14 protein-coding genes and 2 pseudogenes are annotated in these 18,779 nt (G+C 39.9%); 5 read left to right on the forward strand and 11 right to left on the reverse strand.

All coding sequences use genetic code 11. The annotated features are described in order from the left end of the window. Positions 1–14: 14 nt before the first annotated feature. Complete coding sequence (locus IPJ86_13975; GenBank protein ID MBK7888340.1) at positions 15–422, forward strand: hypothetical protein; 408 nt, start codon at positions 15–17, stop codon at positions 420–422. A 264-nt stretch (positions 423–686) separates the two neighbouring features. On the opposite strand, the gene IPJ86_13980 is transcribed toward IPJ86_13975, so the two are convergent. Both IPJ86_13980 and gyrA read right to left on the reverse strand, forming a co-directional pair. Continuing rightward, positions 687–1,757 carry a tetratricopeptide repeat protein gene (locus IPJ86_13980; protein ID MBK7888341.1) on the reverse strand — a complete coding sequence of 357 codons (1,071 nt, stop codon included), beginning with the start codon at positions 1,755–1,757 and terminating at the stop codon, positions 687–689. Positions 1,758–1,775: 18 nt separating this feature from the next. Next, positions 1,776–4,410: pseudogene (gene gyrA / locus IPJ86_13985) on the reverse strand (DNA gyrase subunit A). A gap of 364 nt (positions 4,411–4,774) precedes the next feature. On the opposite strand from gyrA, the pseudogene IPJ86_13990 reads away from it, so the two are divergent. Continuing rightward, a pseudogene (locus IPJ86_13990) lies at positions 4,775–7,316 on the forward strand (ATP-dependent Clp protease ATP-binding subunit). A 53-nt stretch (positions 7,317–7,369) separates the two neighbouring features. Here IPJ86_13990 and IPJ86_13995 read toward each other — a convergent pair. From IPJ86_13995 to bamD, 6 genes are all read right to left on the reverse strand, one after another. After that, positions 7,370–8,182: an SDR family oxidoreductase gene (locus tag IPJ86_13995; GenBank protein MBK7888342.1), complete on the reverse strand. Its 813-nt coding sequence runs from the start codon at positions 8,180–8,182 to the stop codon at positions 7,370–7,372. Positions 8,183–8,259: 77 nt separating this feature from the next. Beyond that, positions 8,260–9,921 carry a DNA repair protein RecN gene (gene recN, locus IPJ86_14000; GenBank protein MBK7888343.1) on the reverse strand — a complete coding sequence of 554 codons (1,662 nt, stop codon included), beginning with the start codon at positions 9,919–9,921 and terminating at the stop codon, positions 8,260–8,262. A 142-nt stretch (positions 9,922–10,063) separates the two neighbouring features. Next, positions 10,064–10,885, reverse strand: coding sequence for a DUF4835 family protein (locus IPJ86_14005; protein MBK7888344.1), 822 nt, complete (start codon positions 10,883–10,885; stop codon positions 10,064–10,066). Continuing rightward, positions 10,878–12,077: a bifunctional phosphopantothenoylcysteine decarboxylase/phosphopantothenate--cysteine ligase CoaBC gene (coaBC, locus tag IPJ86_14010; GenBank protein ID MBK7888345.1), complete on the reverse strand. Its 1,200-nt coding sequence runs from the start codon at positions 12,075–12,077 to the stop codon at positions 10,878–10,880. The genes IPJ86_14005 and coaBC overlap by 8 nt, the downstream gene beginning before the upstream one ends. A gap of 10 nt (positions 12,078–12,087) precedes the next feature. Next, positions 12,088–12,408: a DNA-directed RNA polymerase subunit omega gene (locus IPJ86_14015; protein ID MBK7888346.1), complete on the reverse strand. Its 321-nt coding sequence runs from the start codon at positions 12,406–12,408 to the stop codon at positions 12,088–12,090. 35 nt (positions 12,409–12,443) lie between these two features. Beyond that, on the reverse strand, positions 12,444–13,256 hold the full coding sequence (gene bamD / locus IPJ86_14020) for an outer membrane protein assembly factor BamD (GenBank protein ID MBK7888347.1): 813 nt from the start codon (positions 13,254–13,256) through the stop codon (positions 12,444–12,446). Between the two features lie 182 nt (positions 13,257–13,438). Between bamD and IPJ86_14025 the strand changes: the two genes are divergently transcribed. Both IPJ86_14025 and IPJ86_14030 read left to right on the forward strand, forming a co-directional pair. Then, complete coding sequence (locus tag IPJ86_14025) at positions 13,439–14,689, forward strand: aminotransferase class I/II-fold pyridoxal phosphate-dependent enzyme (GenBank protein ID MBK7888348.1); 1,251 nt, start codon at positions 13,439–13,441, stop codon at positions 14,687–14,689. Positions 14,690–14,856: 167 nt separating this feature from the next. Next, on the forward strand, positions 14,857–15,177 hold the full coding sequence (locus IPJ86_14030; GenBank protein MBK7888349.1) for a hypothetical protein: 321 nt from the start codon (positions 14,857–14,859) through the stop codon (positions 15,175–15,177). Positions 15,178–15,777: 600 nt separating this feature from the next. Here the strand turns inward: IPJ86_14030 and IPJ86_14035 are convergent. From IPJ86_14035 to IPJ86_14045, 3 genes are read right to left on the reverse strand one after another with little or no spacing between them, the layout of a single operon-like run. Next, positions 15,778–16,650, reverse strand: coding sequence for an FKBP-type peptidyl-prolyl cis-trans isomerase (locus IPJ86_14035; GenBank protein ID MBK7888350.1), 873 nt, complete (start codon positions 16,648–16,650; stop codon positions 15,778–15,780). 12 nt (positions 16,651–16,662) lie between these two features. Continuing rightward, positions 16,663–17,202, reverse strand: a complete 540-nt coding sequence (locus IPJ86_14040) for an FKBP-type peptidyl-prolyl cis-trans isomerase (protein ID MBK7888351.1) — start codon at positions 17,200–17,202, stop codon at positions 16,663–16,665. Then, complete coding sequence (locus IPJ86_14045) at positions 17,192–18,229, reverse strand: bifunctional oligoribonuclease/PAP phosphatase NrnA (protein MBK7888352.1); 1,038 nt, start codon at positions 18,227–18,229, stop codon at positions 17,192–17,194. Before IPJ86_14045 ends, IPJ86_14040 begins: the two co-directional genes overlap by 11 nt. 62 nt (positions 18,230–18,291) lie before the next feature. Here IPJ86_14045 and IPJ86_14050 point away from each other — a divergent pair, with 62 nt between their 5' ends. Continuing rightward, positions 18,292–18,711, forward strand: a complete 420-nt coding sequence (locus IPJ86_14050) for a nucleoside-diphosphate kinase (protein MBK7888353.1) — start codon at positions 18,292–18,294, stop codon at positions 18,709–18,711. The last annotated feature ends 68 nt before the right edge of the window (positions 18,712–18,779 follow it).

An 18,779-nucleotide genomic window follows, 5' to 3' on the forward strand; every position in this document is an offset into this window, starting at 1 on the left:
TAATATAACCACCTATGAAAAAGAAATGTATCGATTGCGGAGACGCTATCATTGGAAGATCGGATAAGAAATTCTGCTCAGATATGTGCAGAAACACCCATCACAACAAATACAATGGGTATAGAAATGCCTTAATGCGCCACGTCAATAACAAGTTAAGAAAGAACCGTAAAATCCTATTTGATTTGGAAAAATCCAATAAAGTCCATTTAACCCGGGAGGAATTATCTATCATAGGATTCGACTGGCAATATTTTACCGAAGAGCGGAAGAGCAAGGCAGGAATCAGCAGGTATTGCTACGACTACGGTATTTACTGTGAACAGGATGATCGTATAGATGTTATTTGCAAACCATATATCGGCAGAAATCACAAAGGAAATTACGGTATAGCCGCTGAAGAACAGAAGCAGTATTCCTAATTCGATGGATCAAAAAACCACTGAATTGTTCGTTTCAGCGGTTCAATCATGAGATCATCTATTTAACATAAGTATCAATATAAAGGACTAAAATCTCACTTCGAAATCGCTCACTTTGTTCTATAATTAACATTATGTTAAATAGTATTTAACTAAAAATGAGGGCATTAGCCCCCATTTTTAGTTTATTCTATTTTGTAGCCTCTAAGGCTTTCTTCATTTCCCCTGCCTTGGCAAGGTCACCGATTCTTGTATAAAGTTGCTTTAAACTTTGCATGGTTCCGATATCTTTCGGGTTAAGCTGATAGGCTTTTTCAAGATATGGTAATGCTTCTTTAAACTTCGCTTCGAATTTTTCTTTGCTGCGTCATATTCTGCCACTTTACTGGGCGCTATACTATTCGCCTTATTGGCCATTTCAGCACCTTCGTTAAAAAACAGTGCGCCGAGGTTATAAACAGCGTCGAAATAATCTGCCTTTAACTCAATAGCCTTCTTATAAGCCGCAATGGCTTCCTCCTTTTTCCCCAGCTTATCTGCTAAGTTTCCTTTGATATAATACAAGACCGGATTGCCCGGATCCGCTCTTAGTGCTTCTTCATTTTGAGTATAAGCTTCTTTATCCTTTCCACTGAATAAATAAATATTAAGTCCCTGAGTGATCAACGACGCATCTTCCGGGAACTTCTGGTGCCCCTGATTTATCACTAATAGGGCATTCGCTGTATCCTTTTGATCCAAATACATATTGGCCATTAAGCTGTAGAGCTTTGATCCGCCATAATTCGCATCTGTTAAAATCTTAAAGTAATTTAACGCTGTTGTCGCATCCTTTGCTTTATCTGCAGCCAAACCTGCATTATAAATGGCCAGCGTATCAAATCTGTTAAAATACTTCTTATTGATATCTGCAGATGTTTGAAAAGCGACTAAGGCTTCCGGATATTTATTTTCCCTAAAATTATCCACTCCTGTGTTCAAAGATTGAGAGGCAACAATCTCCATTCTTTTAATCACGTCATCGTAAAACTCCTTTTTAGTATCCAACTCAATGGTTTTCTCATACGATTTCAGTGCCTCTTTCAACGATCCGGGTTTCAAAGGCGCAAATTTCTCCTTTGTGGATTCATAAATCGCATGATAAATACTTCCTCTGTAATACCAGGCTTTAGACATCCCTATTGTTGATTCATTTTGCACAGCCCCATCAATAGCTTCCTTGGCTTTATCCAAATCGTCATATCTTAGATAGTTATATGCCGTTTGAACTGCGGCCTTCTGCCCATTCACATTTAGTGAAAGTAGAAGTGTAATTGAAATAAATAAATATTTCATAATTAGTGGTTTATAATTTTATTCGTTAGTCTGATCAGGTGCTTCTCCGGTCGGATTTTCAGGAGTATTATCGGTCGGATTTTCAGTGTTATCTCCGGTTGAATTTTCTGAGATATTTTCCGGATTAGTTTCGGCTGAAGGATTGACCTCATCCATTGGACCTTCACCGGTTACATCTATTTCATTTTCCAGCAAGGGCGTCTTTAATAAATGTTCTTCTACTTTAGCAATAGAAGCTATTTCATCTTCATCATCCAATCGAATCACCTTCACTCCCTGAGTTGCTCTGCCCATCACTCTTAAACCATCAACCGGAATCCGGATTGTAGTTCCTTTTTTGGTAATGATCATCAGATCGTCGCCGTCAATAACAGATTTTATGCCAACTAATTCACCTGTCTTGTCAGTAACCTGCAATGTTTTGACACCTTTACCGCCTCGATTTGTCACTCTATAATCCTCCAGATCTGATCGCTTTCCGTATCCTTTTTCTGATACCACCAGGATAGATTCCTTCACCGAATCTTCAATACAAACCATTCCGATCACTTCATCCTTCTCATTATCCAGACTTACTCCTCTTACTCCGGAAGCATTTCTTCCCATTGGACGGACTGTAGATTCATTAAAACGAATAGCTCTTCCGGATTTTACGGCCAGCAAAATTTCATTCTGCCCATTCGTCAGGCGTGCTTCTATCAGCTCATCTCCATCATTAATGGTAATCGCGTTAATTCCTGTTTGACGTGGACGAGAATAAGCTTCCAGCAATGTTTTTTTAATTGTGCCTTTTCGGGTACAAAGTATGATATGATTGTTATTCAGATAATCTTCTTCAACCAGATTCTTCACATTTACGAAGGCTTTCACCTTATCATCCGGAGTAATACTAATCAGATTCTGCAGGGCCCTTCCTTTAGAATTCTTTGTTCCTTCAGGAATTTCAAAAATCCTCAACCAGAAACATTTTCCTTTTTCAGTAAACAACAAAAGGTAGTTGTGATTGGTAGCTACAAACAGATGCTCTACGAAATCTTCATCCCGGGTAGCTGCTCCGGCCGCACCACGACCTCCTCTGCCCTGCGTACGGTATTCAAACAGATTCGTCCGCTTAATATATCCCATATGAGAAATCGTCACCACCACGGGCTCATCCGCGATCATATCTTCCATAGACATATCATCAGCCATGTAGACAATCTCGGTTCTTCTTTCATCCCCGTACTTTTCCCGCATTTCAATCATCTCATCTTTGAGAATTTTCATTCTTAAAGACTCATCTGACAACACCTGCTTATAAAAATCAATCATCTTCATAATTTCTGCATACTCTGCACGTATCTTATCGCGCTCCAGACCGGTCAGACGCTGCAAACGCATTTCAAGAATAGCCTTCGACTGAATTTCACTCAACTGGAAATTGGACATCAGTCCGGACTTCGCTTCGTCAGGTGTTTGAGATTTTCGAATCAAGGCAATCACTTCATCCAAATGATCTAAAGCAATCAACAAGCCTTCTAAAATATGAGCACGCTTTTCTGCTTCTGCCAGTTCATAACGGGTCTTACGCAATAAAACTTCATGACGGTGCTCCACATAATGAACAATCAGATCTTTTAGATTCAACATCATCGGTCGTCCTCCAACCAATGCTATGTTATTGATGCTAAAAAGAGTTCTGTAAGTCCGTATGTTTATAAAGATGGTTAAGGACCACAGAAGCCATGGCATCGCGTTTAATTTCATACACGATGCGCATTCCTTCGCGATCCGACTCATCACGAATATCACTTATACCTTCAATTTTCTTTTCATTGATCAGATCGGCAGTACGTTTAATCATTTCCGCCTTGTTCACCTGATAGGGAATTTCAGTTACGATGATTCGTTCCCGGCCATTATCAATCGTTTCAATCAACGACTTCGCACGAATCACCACGCGTCCCCTTCCGGTTTCATAGGCATCTTTTACCCCCGAATATCCATAAATGATTCCGCCGGTTGGAAAATCGGGTGCTTTCACGAATTTGCAGAGTTCCTCGATGGTAATCTCACGGTTATCAATATAGGCTACAATAGCATTCAATACTTCCGTCAGATTATGGGGAGCCATATTAGTGGCCATACCGACCGCGATACCGGCAGCACCATTTACCAATAAGTTCGGAATCTTGGCAGGTAAAACGGTAGGTTCTTCCAGCGTATCATCAAAGTTCAATCTGAAATCGACAGTATCCTTATCTATATCAGATAGCATTTCTTCAGCTAATTTCCGCAATCGGGCCTCCGTATAACGCATCGCAGCCGGGCTATCTCCATCTACAGAACCAAAGTTACCTTGTCCGTCAACAAGCATATATCTCAGCGACCAGGGCTGAGCCATACGCACCATTGAATCATAAACCGAGCTATCACCGTGTGGATGATACTTACCCAATACTTCCCCTACTATCCTCGCCGATTTCTTATGTGGCCGGTTTGAAAATACACCCAAATCCTGCATCCCGAACAAAACACGACGATGAACCGGCTTCAGCCCATCCCTAACATCAGGTAATGCACGAGAAACGATCACCGACATTGAATAGTCAATGTAGGCCGTTTTCATCTCATCTTCAATATTAATCCGAACGATTTTTTCGCCGTCTGCCATATGTGTATTATTTATTTTTTCTATGCTATTTTGTCATTCCTGCCCTACTTTACCAAATCCTTGGCAAACAATAATTTGAGAATGTTAATCGCCTTGTTGATAAAGTCTTTTGAGGAAGCACGAAGGTAGTGAAATGGTGGCATATTTTTGGCAGAGACGAAACCGAATTATCAACAATTGCAACAGAAGTGTAAGAAGTAAATAAATTCTTTGCCACAGGAAAATTACTATTGTAACTTAGTCGTAATTTGTGATGAATCAGATCCAATATTACAGATCCCGAATCGTCACCCCTAATAGACAAAAATGCCAATTCAAACTTTTTTAGTCCACATACGTTCAAACACAGAAACCCATCAATAATATGGAAGCTAAATTCTCACCCCGGGTAAAAGATGTCATCACGTTCAGTCGTGAAGAAGCTTTGCGCCTAGGCCATGATTACATAGGAACCGAACATCTTCTTTTAGGCCTCATTCGAGAGGGTGAAGGAATGGCAATTAAGTTTCTTAAATCATTAAACATAAACCTGGTTGAGCTCAGGAAATCCGTTGAAAATGCGGTAAAAGGAAATGCCGGTTCGGTCACGAATCTAAACAACATCCCTCTTACAAAGCAAGCTGAAAAGGCACTAAAGATTACCTACCTTGAAGCGAAGATTTTCAAAAGTGAAATCATCGGTACTGAACATCTGTTACTCGCCATTTTAAAAGACGAGGACAACATAGCCACTCAAATTCTCAACCAATTTGGGGTGACCTATGATATCATGCGGGAAGAGCTTGAACTTTTTAAATCTAATTTCAAGTCAGAAGCCCCTCAATCTCCTTCGGATGATGATCCTTACTCCAAGGATGATGATGGTCCTTCCTTTGGTTCTTCCCAGAAAAAGCCGGGTGAAACGAAATCCAAGACGCCCGTTTTGGACAATTTTGGCCGGGATCTTACAAAAGCTGCCGAAGAAGGAAAACTTGATCCGATTGTGGGCCGTGAAAAAGGAAATTGAGCGCGTTTCTCAAATTCTCTCCCGTCGTAAGAAAAACAACCCTATCCTGATCGGAGAGCCCGGTGTAGGAAAATCAGCCATTGCTGAAGGTCTTGCATTGAGAATCATTCAACGAAAGGTTTCCCGAATATTATTTAATAAACGAATCGTTACACTTGATCTTGCTTCTCTGGTGGCCGGAACAAAATACCGTGGTCAGTTTGAAGAGCGGATGAAAGCCGTAATGAATGAGCTGGAAAAATCTCCGGATGTCATCCTATTCATCGATGAAATACATACTATTATTGGTGCAGGTGGTGCTTCCGGTTCATTGGATGCTTCCAATATGTTTAAACCTGCATTAGCCCGGGGAGAAATTCAATGTATTGGTGCCACCACATTGGATGAATATCGCCAATATATTGAAAAGGATGGTGCTTTGGATCGCCGCTTCCAAAAAGTTATTGTTGATCCTACCTCTGTAGAAGAAACTGTTCAGATACTTTCAAATATTAAAGAAAAGTATGAAGAACACCATCATGTGACCTATACAGATGCCGCTATTCAGGCTTGCGTTAAATTAACCAACAGATATATCACCGACCGCTTTTTACCGGATAAGGCCATTGATGCCCTTGACGAAGCCGGCTCCCGTGTACATATTTCAAATATTCATGTTCCCCAGAATATCATTGAACTGGAAAACAAAGTTCAGGATATAAAAGTGGAAAAGAACCGTGTTGTGCGTAGTCAGAAATATGAAGAAGCCGCACGCCTACGTGACTCCGAGAAACAATTGCTTGAACAACTTGAAGGAGCAAAACGTGCCTGGGAAGAAGAAACCAAGACGCAACGTTACACCGTAGACCTCGAGGATGTTTCACAGGTGGTGGCGATGATGAGCGGAATACCCGTAACACGAATTGCACAGGCGGAAACCACCCGGTTAATTAAAATGCCGGAAGAGTTGAGCGGAAAAGTAATCGGTCAGGATGATGCAGTGAAAAAAGTCGTGAAGGCTATTCAGAGGAACCGTGCCGGATTAAAAGATCCGAATAAACCCATCGGTACGTTTATCTTCTTAGGACCTACCGGTGTGGGTAAAACTGAACTTGCGAAAGTGCTCAGCCGTTACTTATTCGATACTGAAGACGCACTCATTCGAATTGACATGAGTGAGTATATGGAGAAGTTTGCCGTATCGAGACTTATTGGAGCGCCTCCCGGATATGTGGGTTATGAAGAAGGTGGTCAGCTGACAGAAAAAGTTCGTCGCAAGCCCTACTCTATTGTATTGCTCGATGAAATTGAAAAAGCTCATCCGGATGTATTTAACCTGCTTCTTCAGGTACTTGATGATGGACAACTCACAGATAGTTTAGGTCGTAAAGTAGATTTCAAGAATACGATCATTATTATGACATCCAACATTGGTTCACGCCAGTTAAAAGATTTCGGACAGGGAGTTGGGTTCTCTACGGCTTCCAAGAATAATCAGGCGGATGAACATGCCAGAGGTGTAATTGAGAACTCCCTTAAAAAAGCCTTTGCTCCCGAGTTCCTGAATCGTATTGATGATGTAGTCATTTTCAATGGTCTTTCGAAAGAAGATATATTCAAAATCATTGACCTTGAATTGGAGCATCTCTATAAAAGAGTGAATGAACTGGGATATAAAGTGAAGTTATCAGATGATGCAAAGGAATTCCTGACGGACAAAGGATACGATTCTAATTTCGGTGCCCGACCATTGAAGCGTGCTATCCAGAAATATGTTGAAGACCCAATGGCAGAGGAGATCATTAAAGGAGAATTAAGTGAAGGAGACACCATTGAATTGATAAAAGATCCGGAGTCAGAAGGTCTCAAGGTGTCCATCATGAAACCACCCAAGCCCAAAAAGAAGAAGGAAGAATCATAAAAAAAAGCCCGTTGAAAAACGGGCTTTTTTTATGATTTACTTATCAAGTTTTATCAGGATTGAAATTTATCCATCACCTCATTACTCACTCCTGTAAATGAAAATCCACCGTCGTGAAAAAGATTTTGCATGGTTACATGTTTAGTCAAATCGGAGAAGAGCGAAATACAATAATCGGCACAAGCTTCTGCAGTTGCATTTCCTAATGGTGAGATGGCATCCGCATAATTAAAGAAAGAATCAAATCCCTTAACACCTTGTCCGGCGGTAGTTTTTGTTGGTGATTGAGAAATCGTATTCACCCTCACTTTTCGAAATTTTCCGTAATGGTAGCCATAACTTCTGGCTATACTTTCCAACATTGATTTCGCATCCGCCATATCATTATAATCCGGAAAAACCCGCTGTGCTGCGATATAGGTTAAAGCGACCACACTACCCCACTCACTGATAGCATCCAGTTTCATTGCTGATTGCAAAACTCTATGCAATGACATTGCCGAGATATCAATTGTCTTATGAAAGTATTCATAATCCAGGTCGGTATAAGGTTTATTCTTTCTCACATTAGGAGACATTCCGATTGAATGCAAAACAAAGTCAATTTTACCACCAAGCACTTCCGCGGATTGATTAAAGAGATTTTCCAGATCCGTCATCGATGTGGCATCTGCACCTATCACCTGTGCTCCGCATTGTTCTGCCAGTTGATTGATCGCGCCCATTCTCAATGCGACAGGTGCATTTGTGAGCGTAAAAGCTGCACCTTCTTCATGGGCTCTGACTGCAACTTTCCAAGCAATAGAATTGGGATCAAGTGCGCCAAAAATTATTCCCCGTTTACCTTTTAATAATGAGTATGACATACGATGTGATTTATGGTCCAAAAATAGTGCTTTGTATCATCCCGACGGAAAAAGGATAAAATTATTTGATTATCAATCTATTGACTTAATAAGTCCTTTGCATTTTCAAGTGCAGCGGCACTCAGTGCTTCCCCGCTTAACATTCTGGCTATTTCATTTACGCGTTCTTGCTCCTCCAACTTCTTTAAAAAGGAACGGGTCAACCCTTTTCTAACTTCCTTATAAACTAAAAAATGATCATCACCTTTCGATGCAAGTTGTGGTAAATGCGTAATGGCAAGCACCTGATGATTCTTCGCCATTTGCTTCAGGATTGTCCCCACGCGTGCAGCCGTCTCGCCTGAAATCCCGGTATCAATTTCATCGAATATCACAGTGGGCATTGCAGACAGACGTGCGAGAAGTGCTTTAATACAAAGCATCAATCTTGACATTTCTCCACCGGAAGCCACTTTACCTAACTCTTTAAAATCAACCCCCTTATTTGCAGAAAACATAAATACAATTTTCTCCATTCCCTCCGGCAAAAATCCTTCATCTTTATCCTTCACCAATTTGATTTTAAAAACAGCATGTGGCATTGACAATTCTGCCAGTTGTTTGGTAATCTCTTTTTCAATTAAAGGAATAGCAGCATGACGGGATTTACTGAGTTCCTCTCCTGAAAGTTCGAGCATCTTTATGGCCTCATTTTGTTTTGAAGTAAGTGCCAGTAACTGATCCTCCAACGAACCAATAGCAGTAATTTTAGTATCGAGATCTTCCTTCAACATCAACAATTCTTCTACGGTATTCACCCGATGTTTTTTTTGAAGATTATAAATCGAACTCAGACGGTCACCGATAAATTCAAGCCGGTTGGGATCTACTTGAAAAGTTGCGGCAGCCGACTCTACTTCGTCATACACATCCTTCAGCTCTACCAACGATGAATTAATACGTTCAGCCAGGAGACTAAATTTTTCATCGTATTTTTTTATTGCATTGAGAGATTGCTGAACACTGAGAAGTTGAACGATAATATTATTATCTTCTTCTCTCAAAATACCCATTGCTTTTCCCAACTGAAGAAGTATATCTCCTGAATGTTCCAAACGTTCCTGTTCCTGTTCCAACAATTCCTGCTCTCCGGAAATCAGCTGCACACTATTTAATTCATCAAACTGAAAAGTAAAATAGTCCAGGTCTGCTTTACTTTGCTTCTCGGCTTCCTTGAGTAAAGTCAATTCTTTGCGCAACTCCTTTACATTTTTGTAATCCACCTTGTATTTTTCAAGTTGTTTTACATTGCCTGCATACGCATCCAACACATGCATTTGAAACTTGCCATCGGAAAGCAATAAAGTTTCATGCTGACTATGGATATCGAGCAATTTCGAAGACAACTCCTTCAACAAAGCAAGTCCTACAGGAGTATCATTCACAAAAGCTCTGGATTTACCTTCCGTATTAATTTCACGACGGACCGTTGTTTCTTTATCGTAATCCAATTCATGCTCGGAAAAAAACTCCTGCAGATGATAAGGAGCAATCTCAAAAACAGCTTCCACAATGCATTTCTTCTCTTTATTGAGAAGAAGGGATGCATCTACACGTTGACCGGAGATCATCCCAAGCGCACCCAGAATAATAGATTTTCCGGCACCTGTTTCACCGGTAATAATGCTCAAACCTTTCTCCAGCCGGATATCCAGTTGATCAATTAAAACATAATTGTTGACTGATAATTTCTTTAACATGCTATAAGCTTTTTATGAAAACCGTTAGAATAAAAATTCAATTCATTTGCTTACCTGATCGCCATCTAACCTCCGGTAATTTTCTGATATTTGGATGTATTGATGGGATCAATGTCACTCAATGTTTGTTTTGCCTGTGAGTTCACATCGGCCGGAGCATTCGAAAAAGATTCACCATTTCATCCACTTTCGCATCAAAGAGTGTTTTCATAAATACAGAAAGTGGTTTATCGGCATGCACACGACGGAGTTTTTCAAGACTTGCGGCAATAACACGAGCAGATTCATCCGTTTTCTTGGTCATTACATCGAGACCTTTGCGGTGAAAATCATAATAAAATTGGCGGATAGGTTTATAGATAGGATTGTTCACATTTTCCATTAACCAGAATCTGTTTCTTAGTCCTTCAAATGCTTTCCATCCGGGTTCGGGAGCATTCGCACTATTGGCTACTATTGCTTGCGCTTTAGCAAAGTAGGGACTTCCACCCAGAGGAGAAAATGTCTCGTAATCAAAACCGATAATGGTATAGGCGTAAAAGGCAAGAACCATTACCAGATTAGGATTTACTTGACCATCGTTGTATTCAAAAGGCTGGAATTCTACATATCGAAAATTAAAATCATCATCCTTATAATTTAACACAGGAGAATTGTAGGAGGTCCCAAAAACAGGTCTTCTGGAACTCACCTGAATAGACGCTTTAAATTCATCTGTCCCTACCCGCTCTTCTATTTCTATCTGAATACTACACTCTATCTTTTCTTCATTTTTAATTTTATCATTCGTCCATTTGGTATTATTTATAAACTCCATAATTGAAGTTTGCAAAGTGGTAAAAATTCTTTTATCGGACGATTGAATACGGGGAGAGATCACCGAGACAGAGCAATTCAATTCCTGAGCCATAGCAATAGGAACAGACAGCACTATCAGTAACGCTATTAGTAGGAGATTACGCATGCATCAAATTTAATAAAGAATCAATGATTTCTTTGGCGACTAAGTCTTTACTCATCAACGGAACATCTTTCCTTGTGTTGTCTTTAAATAGCAAAGTCACTTTATTCGTATCCTTTCCAAAGCCGGCTCCCTCATCATTCATAGAATTCAACACAATCATATCCAAATTCTTACGCGTCAATTTATCCTGAGCATTCTCCAATTCATTTTGAGTTTCCAGTGCAAAACCTATTAACAATTGATTCCGCTTTTTTAATTTTCCGAGATGAAGGAGTATGTCTTCGGTTTTGGAGAGTTCAAGATTCCAGGCGGCTTCCATTTTTTTCACTTTTTGATCATTCACTTTTTTAGGTGTATAATCAGCAACTGCAGCGGTCATAATAGCGGCATCCATTTCGGGAAAAATACCGGTACAGGCATTCAACATTTCTTCAGCAGAAGTGACAGAAACGAGATGAACTGCCGAAGGAATTTCAATCTGAAGTGGACCGCTCACAAAATAAACGGTAGCACCGGCATTGAGCAAGACGCGTGCAATTGCCACTCCCATTTTACCGGTAGAAAAATTTGAAATGTATCGGACCGGATCAATTTTTTCTCTGGTTGGTCCGGCAGACACAAGAATTTTTTTACCTGCCAGCGGTTTATTCGAATCAAAATAAGAACAGATTTTTTCGAGAATACATTCCGGTTCCTCCATCCTACCCTCACCTATAATTCCTGAAGCCAGTTCACCTTTTGCGGGATCAATGAATAAAACACCGCGTTTCTTTAAAAGAGCGATATTGGCTTGTGTAGCTTCATGTAAAAACATATCGTGATCCATAGCCGGAGCTACCATTACCGGACATCTGGCGGAAAGAAAAACGGCCTGAAGTAAATTTTGACAGGTACCATTTGCGAAAGCAGCGAGTGTATTTGCTGAGATGGGGGCGACCACCAGCATATCAGCCCATATTCCCAATTCAACATGGTTATTCCAGGTTTGGCCGGGAGATACCATTTGAGTGAGTACAGGCTTTTTAGATAATACGGAGAGGGTCAGTGGCGAAATGAATTCGGCCGCAGAGTCAGACATAACAACCTGAACATCAGCACCTTCAAGTACAAGCAAACGAGTGATTAAGGCTGCTTTATATGCAGCTATACTACCGGTTATTCCGAGGATTATCCTTTTTCCGGCCAGTTGCATCCCGAAAAATTTATTGTTCGTTAGCCGGATTTCGGTAATAAATTTTACCGTCAAGGAACTCTTGAATCGAAATCAGAGAAGCTTTTGGTAACTTCTCGTAATGTTTAGATATCTCAATTTGCTCACGATTTTCAAAAATTTCTTCCAGATTATCAGTAATGCTGGCAAATTCTGACAGTTTATCATTCAATTCTTCCTTCATTTCGGCAGAAATATGATTAGCTCTTTTCGCTAAAACCACCAATGATTCGTAAATATTTCCGGTTTTCTCCTCAAAATTGACAAGATCCCTGGTTACCGTAGTATTCGTGGATGATTTATAATTAGCCATGCGTCAGTAATTTATATTTTATAAGTATCTTTATATCAATTAATTCCAGAAGATTTTAAGGCGCCTTCCCCTAACTCCTTTTGAATAGCTTCAAAGGTACGTTCTGCTTCGCGAAGATACTTACTTTGGGAGAAATTATCTATTAATTTATAATACTCTTCTAAACTGAGTTTTAAGCGTTCCGCTCTTTTGGATTCAACAGAGTTGATAGCATAGAGATAGGATGACCTCAAACTAAGAAAAAGAGCCTCCTCCTTATATATGGTGTACGGGAAATCTTTAAGAAGATTAGAAAAGGCAACAACGGCGGCTTTATAATTTTCAGTTCTATAATACAACTTCGCATTGTCAAAAGATTTTACTTCCAGCTTCAGGCGCAACTCATCGATGTACTTATTAGACTCTTCTACTTTTTTACTGTTCGGAAACTTATTAATAAAGAGTTGGAACTTATCGATGGCATCATACGTGCTGGTTTGATCCAAACTCGAAACAGGAGAATCCAGGTAGTAGCAATACGCATACATATATTGCATTTCTTCCGCATAAGTACTGCTTGGATAACTTTGAACAAAATTATTAAAGTGATAAGCAGCCATCGTGAAGTCATCTACATAATAAGTACAGTACACATAATAGTAGTATGACTTCTCCGCTTTCGAAGTTCCGCGATACACACTGATCAACTCTTCGAACAATTGCAGTGCATGATAATAATCTTTCTTCTCATAATACTTTACGGCTGCTTCGTACTTCGCTTCCATATCAGTACTCTTCATATGATGTTGAAACTTGCTGCATGAATTCAAGAGCAAGAGTGAAATGACAATTAATAAGAGATGCTTCATTACATTTTTAGTATGATGCAAAGGTACTGATTTGCATGATGTGATTTTATTTGATTAACAAATGCATGTTGAAAAGATTGTGGAAGGTATTGGATTTAACTTTATTTTTGTGATGATATTTCGGTCGCATTCTACGGCGGAAATACAACAACGTTAGCGAAAGGAAAAAAGTATAAATTGAAATGACAGATATATTCGAAAAGATTCGAAAGAACAGGGGGCCATTGGGAATGCATGCAAAAGATGCTCACGGTTATTTTACATTCCCGAAGTTAGAAGGAGATATTTCAAATAAGATGATTTTCCGCGGCAAAGAAAAGTTAGTCTGGAGCTTGAACAATTATTTAGGTTTAGCCAACCATCCTGAAGTTCGCAAAGCAGACGCGGAAGCCGGTGCAAAGTTTGGTTATGCGATGCCCATGGGCGCAAGAATGATGTCCGGGAATTCAAATTATCATGAACAACTGGAAGCGGAGTTATCAAAATTCATGCACAAAGAAGATACGATTCTTTTGAATTTCGGATATCAGGGCATGACAAGCGCAATCGATTGTTTGGTGGACCGGCATGATGTAATTGTATATGATTCCGAATCCCATGCCTGTATTATTGATGGATTGAGATTACATATGGGTAAGCGTTTTGTATATCCTCATAATGATATTGAAAATCTCACCAAGCAATTGGAGCGTGCTACAAAATTGGCGGATCAGACCGGCGGAGGCATACTCGTCATTACTGAAGGTGTCTTTGGCATGTCCGGTGATCAGGGGAAGTTGAAGGAAATAGTTGAACTCAAAAAGAAGTTTAATTTCAGATTGTTTGTTGATGATGCGCATGGATTTGGAACCATGGGCGCCACAGGTGCGGGCACCGGGGAACACCAGGGATGTCAGGATGGAATAGATATTTACTTTGGTACATTCGCAAAATCAATGGCCCTTATCGGAGCGTTTATCAGCAGTAACGAACAAATAGTAGAATACCTGCGCTATAATATGCGCTCTCAGATTTTTGCTAAATCACTTCCAATGCCCCTGGTTATTGGTGCATTGAAACGCTTAGAACTGTTGCGCACAAAGCCGGAGCTGAAAGAAAATCTCTGGAAAATAACCAATGCGCTGCAATCCGGATTAAAGGAAGCAGGTTTTGAAATCGGTAATACCAACTCCCCGGTTACACCTGTTATTCTAAATGGTACTATACCTGAAGCTACCAATCTAATTCTTGACCTACGTGAGAATTATGATATTTTCTGCTCCATGGTGGTGTATCCGGTTGTACCCAAAGGAGTCATCATGCTGCGGTTGATTCCAACAGCAGTTCATACCCTTGAAGATGTAAATTATACCATAAAAGCATTTAAAGATATTCAGTCTAATCTTAAAGCCGGCAAGTATAACGTCGATAAAATTGTTACCACAATATCATAAAACCAGAATGAGGAAAAGCAATGCACCATGTCGTTGGAATTAATGAGAAGTTGTCAGGTGAAAAGTGTCAGAAAGGAAAAGGTTACATGAATTGTAACAAATATTAATCAGTGACAGTATAACCACAACAAATAAATCGTTAACCCAATTCAAAACTCAAAAAAACAATGAAACAGAACATGGAAATGACAAAAAGCACAACTCCAAGTGCAGCCGGTGTAACACGCATCATCGGATTCAAAATGACAAATGTTGAAGCGATGGCTGCTCCTAAGAAAGCTGCTAAAAAGTCTGCTAAAAAAGCAACTAAGAAAGCTACAAAAAAAGGAGCTAAAAAAGCTGCAAAAAAAGGAGCTAAAAAAGCAACTAAGAAAGTAGCTAAGAAAGCAACTAAGAAAGTAGCTAAGAAAGCAACTAAGAAAGTAGCTAAGAAAGCAACTAAGAAAGTGGCTAAAAAAGCAACTAAAAAAGCAACCAAGAAGAAATAATCAACTTCTTGGGTTAACAAAAAAAGGCCTCTGCGTAGCAGGGGCTTTTTTTGTTTAAGGTTTAAGGTTTAAGGTTTAAGGTTTAAGGTTTAAGGTTTAAGGTTTAAGGTTTAAGGTTTAAGGTTTACCATGAAGCGTATCGCTTTTCGCGATTCTGCTTCATGGTTTTCACTCGCCACGTGACCACGGGTCTCGTGACACACGAGATGATCCCGTCTCCCGATAGCTATCGGGACCATAGCTATCGGGATTGTGTTGACGGGAAAGGTTTACCATGAAGCGTATCGCTTTTCGCGATTCTGCTTCATGGTTTCTCTCATAAAGCCAAGTAATAGCGAAGCACAGGTAAAACCAGAGACACTCTTCTCTGTCCTTCCCACGCCGCGTAGCGGCTGTTCCTTTCGTTGAATTTGTAAGTGTTGAACGAATCCAAGTTGGCGCGGAAGCATTTCATGTAAAAACCGAATCCATTCATAAGAAGCAATAGTTTTGAGGCGCAAAGTAAGTCTTTCTTTCTCGAGACTACTCTTTAAAAGCTCCATCCACGGAAGCCCATTGTTCAAAATCCACAGCTCAAAGTTGTAAATAACCAGGATATTTTTATTCTTTCTTTGAAGTAACCACTCTCAAAAGTTCTATATCAAAAACAACAGGTGTATCCGGTGGTACAGGTCCGAGTCCGATATTACCATAGGCATGCTTAGACGTTAAAATTAACCTGGCAACAGTTCCTTCTTTCATCATGGAGATGGCGTTTTCCCACGCCGGTAATCTTTTACCGTCACCTAATACATACTGTAGGTTTGTTCCTTTTTTTGAGGATCCATCAAAAACTTCCCCACTCAAAAAACTTCCGGTATATGAAATCTCAACGCTGTCACCGACCTCCGGTTTCTTTCCTTCACCTGCTTTAAAAACGATAAAATAAATTCCCTTTTTTACGGGTATAATGGATATTTTATTTTCATTCAGATAAGTGTCAATTCTTTTAATTTCTTCATCTGTTATTTTATTTTCCAGCTCGGCCGACTCCTTATTAAACTCCTCTTTGGTCATTACTTTAATCATCCTTACATCGAACTGCAGCCATTCGCCCTTCTGAATGGAGGCAGGTAAATTCTGACGAAAAGTTTTCTCAAAAACAGAATCTGCTGAAACGATAAAAGTGGCAGAGTCACCTTCACCCATCATGGCAAATCCATCCTCCAGTCCCCCGGTAAAAGAAGGCGATTCGAGCTGCAAAACGAAAGCCTCTCCAAGAATGCCTGAATCATAAATAACTTTTCCATTCTTATCCTTGTACTTGAGATGTAACCGCATCATCTCACCCAAAACAGGTTTGCGACCATTATGACTTTCAACTATCCGGTACTTCAATCCGGTTGCACTTTTGGTATAGCCATCATTATTACACGCATTAAAAAGTAATATCAAAACACCACTTATGCATATAAGAATACACTGCCATCGCATATTTAAAATCATCTAATTTTTTACCTTTTCAAGTTTCAATTCATAATAAATACTATTGCTACCCGGAATACATATTCCATCACCCGTTATGCCATATGCCAGATAAGAAGGGACAATCAGCACAGCCTTCTCCCCTTCCTTCATTTTTAAAATACCTTCCTGCAACCCACTCGGCTGATCGGACTGTCCAATAGTAAAAGTCAGCATACCCGTACTATCACTGGAATAACATACATCACCATTCAGCAGAGATGCCGTATACGAAATGGTAACATCACTCATTAACCGGACCGGTTTACCGGAAGTTGGCTCAATTATTTTATAACGAAGTCCGGTGGCTGTTGTATCCGGATTCAGGTGATATCTTTCAGAAAATGCATCAATCAATTCCATTTCCTCAAAAATCAACTGTCGGTTTTGAGTGATTAAAGCATCTTTCATGTTTCCTTTTTCAACGCCATTATTCTTCTGAACCATCTGCCTGTTATCACCTTGCTTACAGGAGAAAATCAAGAAAAATATCAGGATAAGAAATAAATATTTAGCTTTCACGATTCAATTCGTCTTTATAGGAAGGTAACAACGCTTTGAATTTATTTAATGTATCCAACAACGATAATTCTGATCTGCCCCCGGCTGCATTTCGGTGGCCACCGCCTTCAAAATACTTTTCAGCGATATCCTTCACAGAAAAACTACCCTTTGAACGGAATGAAATTTTCACCAGATTATCCCGCTCACTGAAGAGAACAGCCATTTTAATTTTGTTAATGCTCAAGCCGTAATTCACTACACCTTCCAGATCACCGGGTTCATGATGAAAGCGATCCATGTCTGCTTGGGAGGCAGAAAATACAACTGTATTAAATTCTTCGAGCACCTCCATATGTTCATGCAGTGTAAATCCTAAAAACTTCAATTTCCAGTAGGAATTCGTATCATAAATCTGTTCATGGATAAAATAATTTCTTGCCCCTGCCTCCATTAATCTGGCAATTACTCTATGTGTTCCTGCTGTTACAGAATTGAATCTGAAACTCCCGGTGTCGGTCATTATTCCGGCATATAAACATTCAGCAGCCTCCCGGTCTATATGGTGATCCAGGTTCATAGCCACTAATAAATGAACCAATAATTCGCAGGTACTACCTAGTGCCGGGTAAGAGAATTGAATATTGCAAAAACCTGCTTTAGGGTCCAGGTGGTGATCCACCAAGACCATTGGAATTTCTAATCCTGTAATTTCAGCCTGCATTTTCTCGACCCGTGAAGGATCGTTAAAATCAAGGCAAAAAAGTAATTCTGCATTTTTCAGTGCGTCTTTCACTTTATGAGGATGTTTACGGAAATCGATTGCATTCCGGCTACCATTCATCCAGTCCAGAAAGGCAGGAAATTCACTTGGTACTACTACAGTAACGCTATGGCCGGCTTTCGCCAATACATGCATTAACCCTAAAGATGAACCCAACGCATCTCCATCAGGTTTATGATGGGTAGTAATAACAATTTTCCCGGGCTGAAGCAATAATTCCTGCAGTTGCCTGATCTTCTCTGAACTAAAAACGTGCTCTGTCATTGAACATCAAAATTAATCCAATTACCTTTGCAAAATTAAACAGAGAAAAATATATCCCTTAAATGACAACAAATCGAACATTTACAATGATCAAGCCCGATGGTATTGAAAACGGATACGCCGGGGCTATTCTTGATCATATTCTGAAAGCAGGATTCAAAATTATAGCCATGAAATACACCCGGTTAAGTCCTGAGACTGCGGGTCAGTTTTATGCTATTCACAAGGAAAGACCTTTTTACAAGGATCTGGTTTCCTATATGTCTTCCGGTCCCATCGTGGCCGTCATTCTTGAAAAGGAGAATGCAGTGGAAGATTTCCGGACAATCATTGGAGCCACGGATCCGACCAAGGCTGCGGATGGTACCATCCGTAAATTATATGCTAAATCCATTGAAGCAAATGCGGTACACGGATCTGATAGCAACGAAAACGCTGCAATTGAAGGGAATTTCTTCTTTTCGATGCTCGAGCGATTTTAAATTATAAAATTAACTAAAAAGACCCGGAGAAATTTCCGGGTTTTTTTATAGTCTGGGTATAACGAAAA

The sequence above is a fragment of the Bacteroidota bacterium genome (assembly GCA_016713925.1).
Classification (GTDB): domain Bacteria; phylum Bacteroidota; class Bacteroidia; order AKYH767-A; family OLB10; genus JAJTFW01.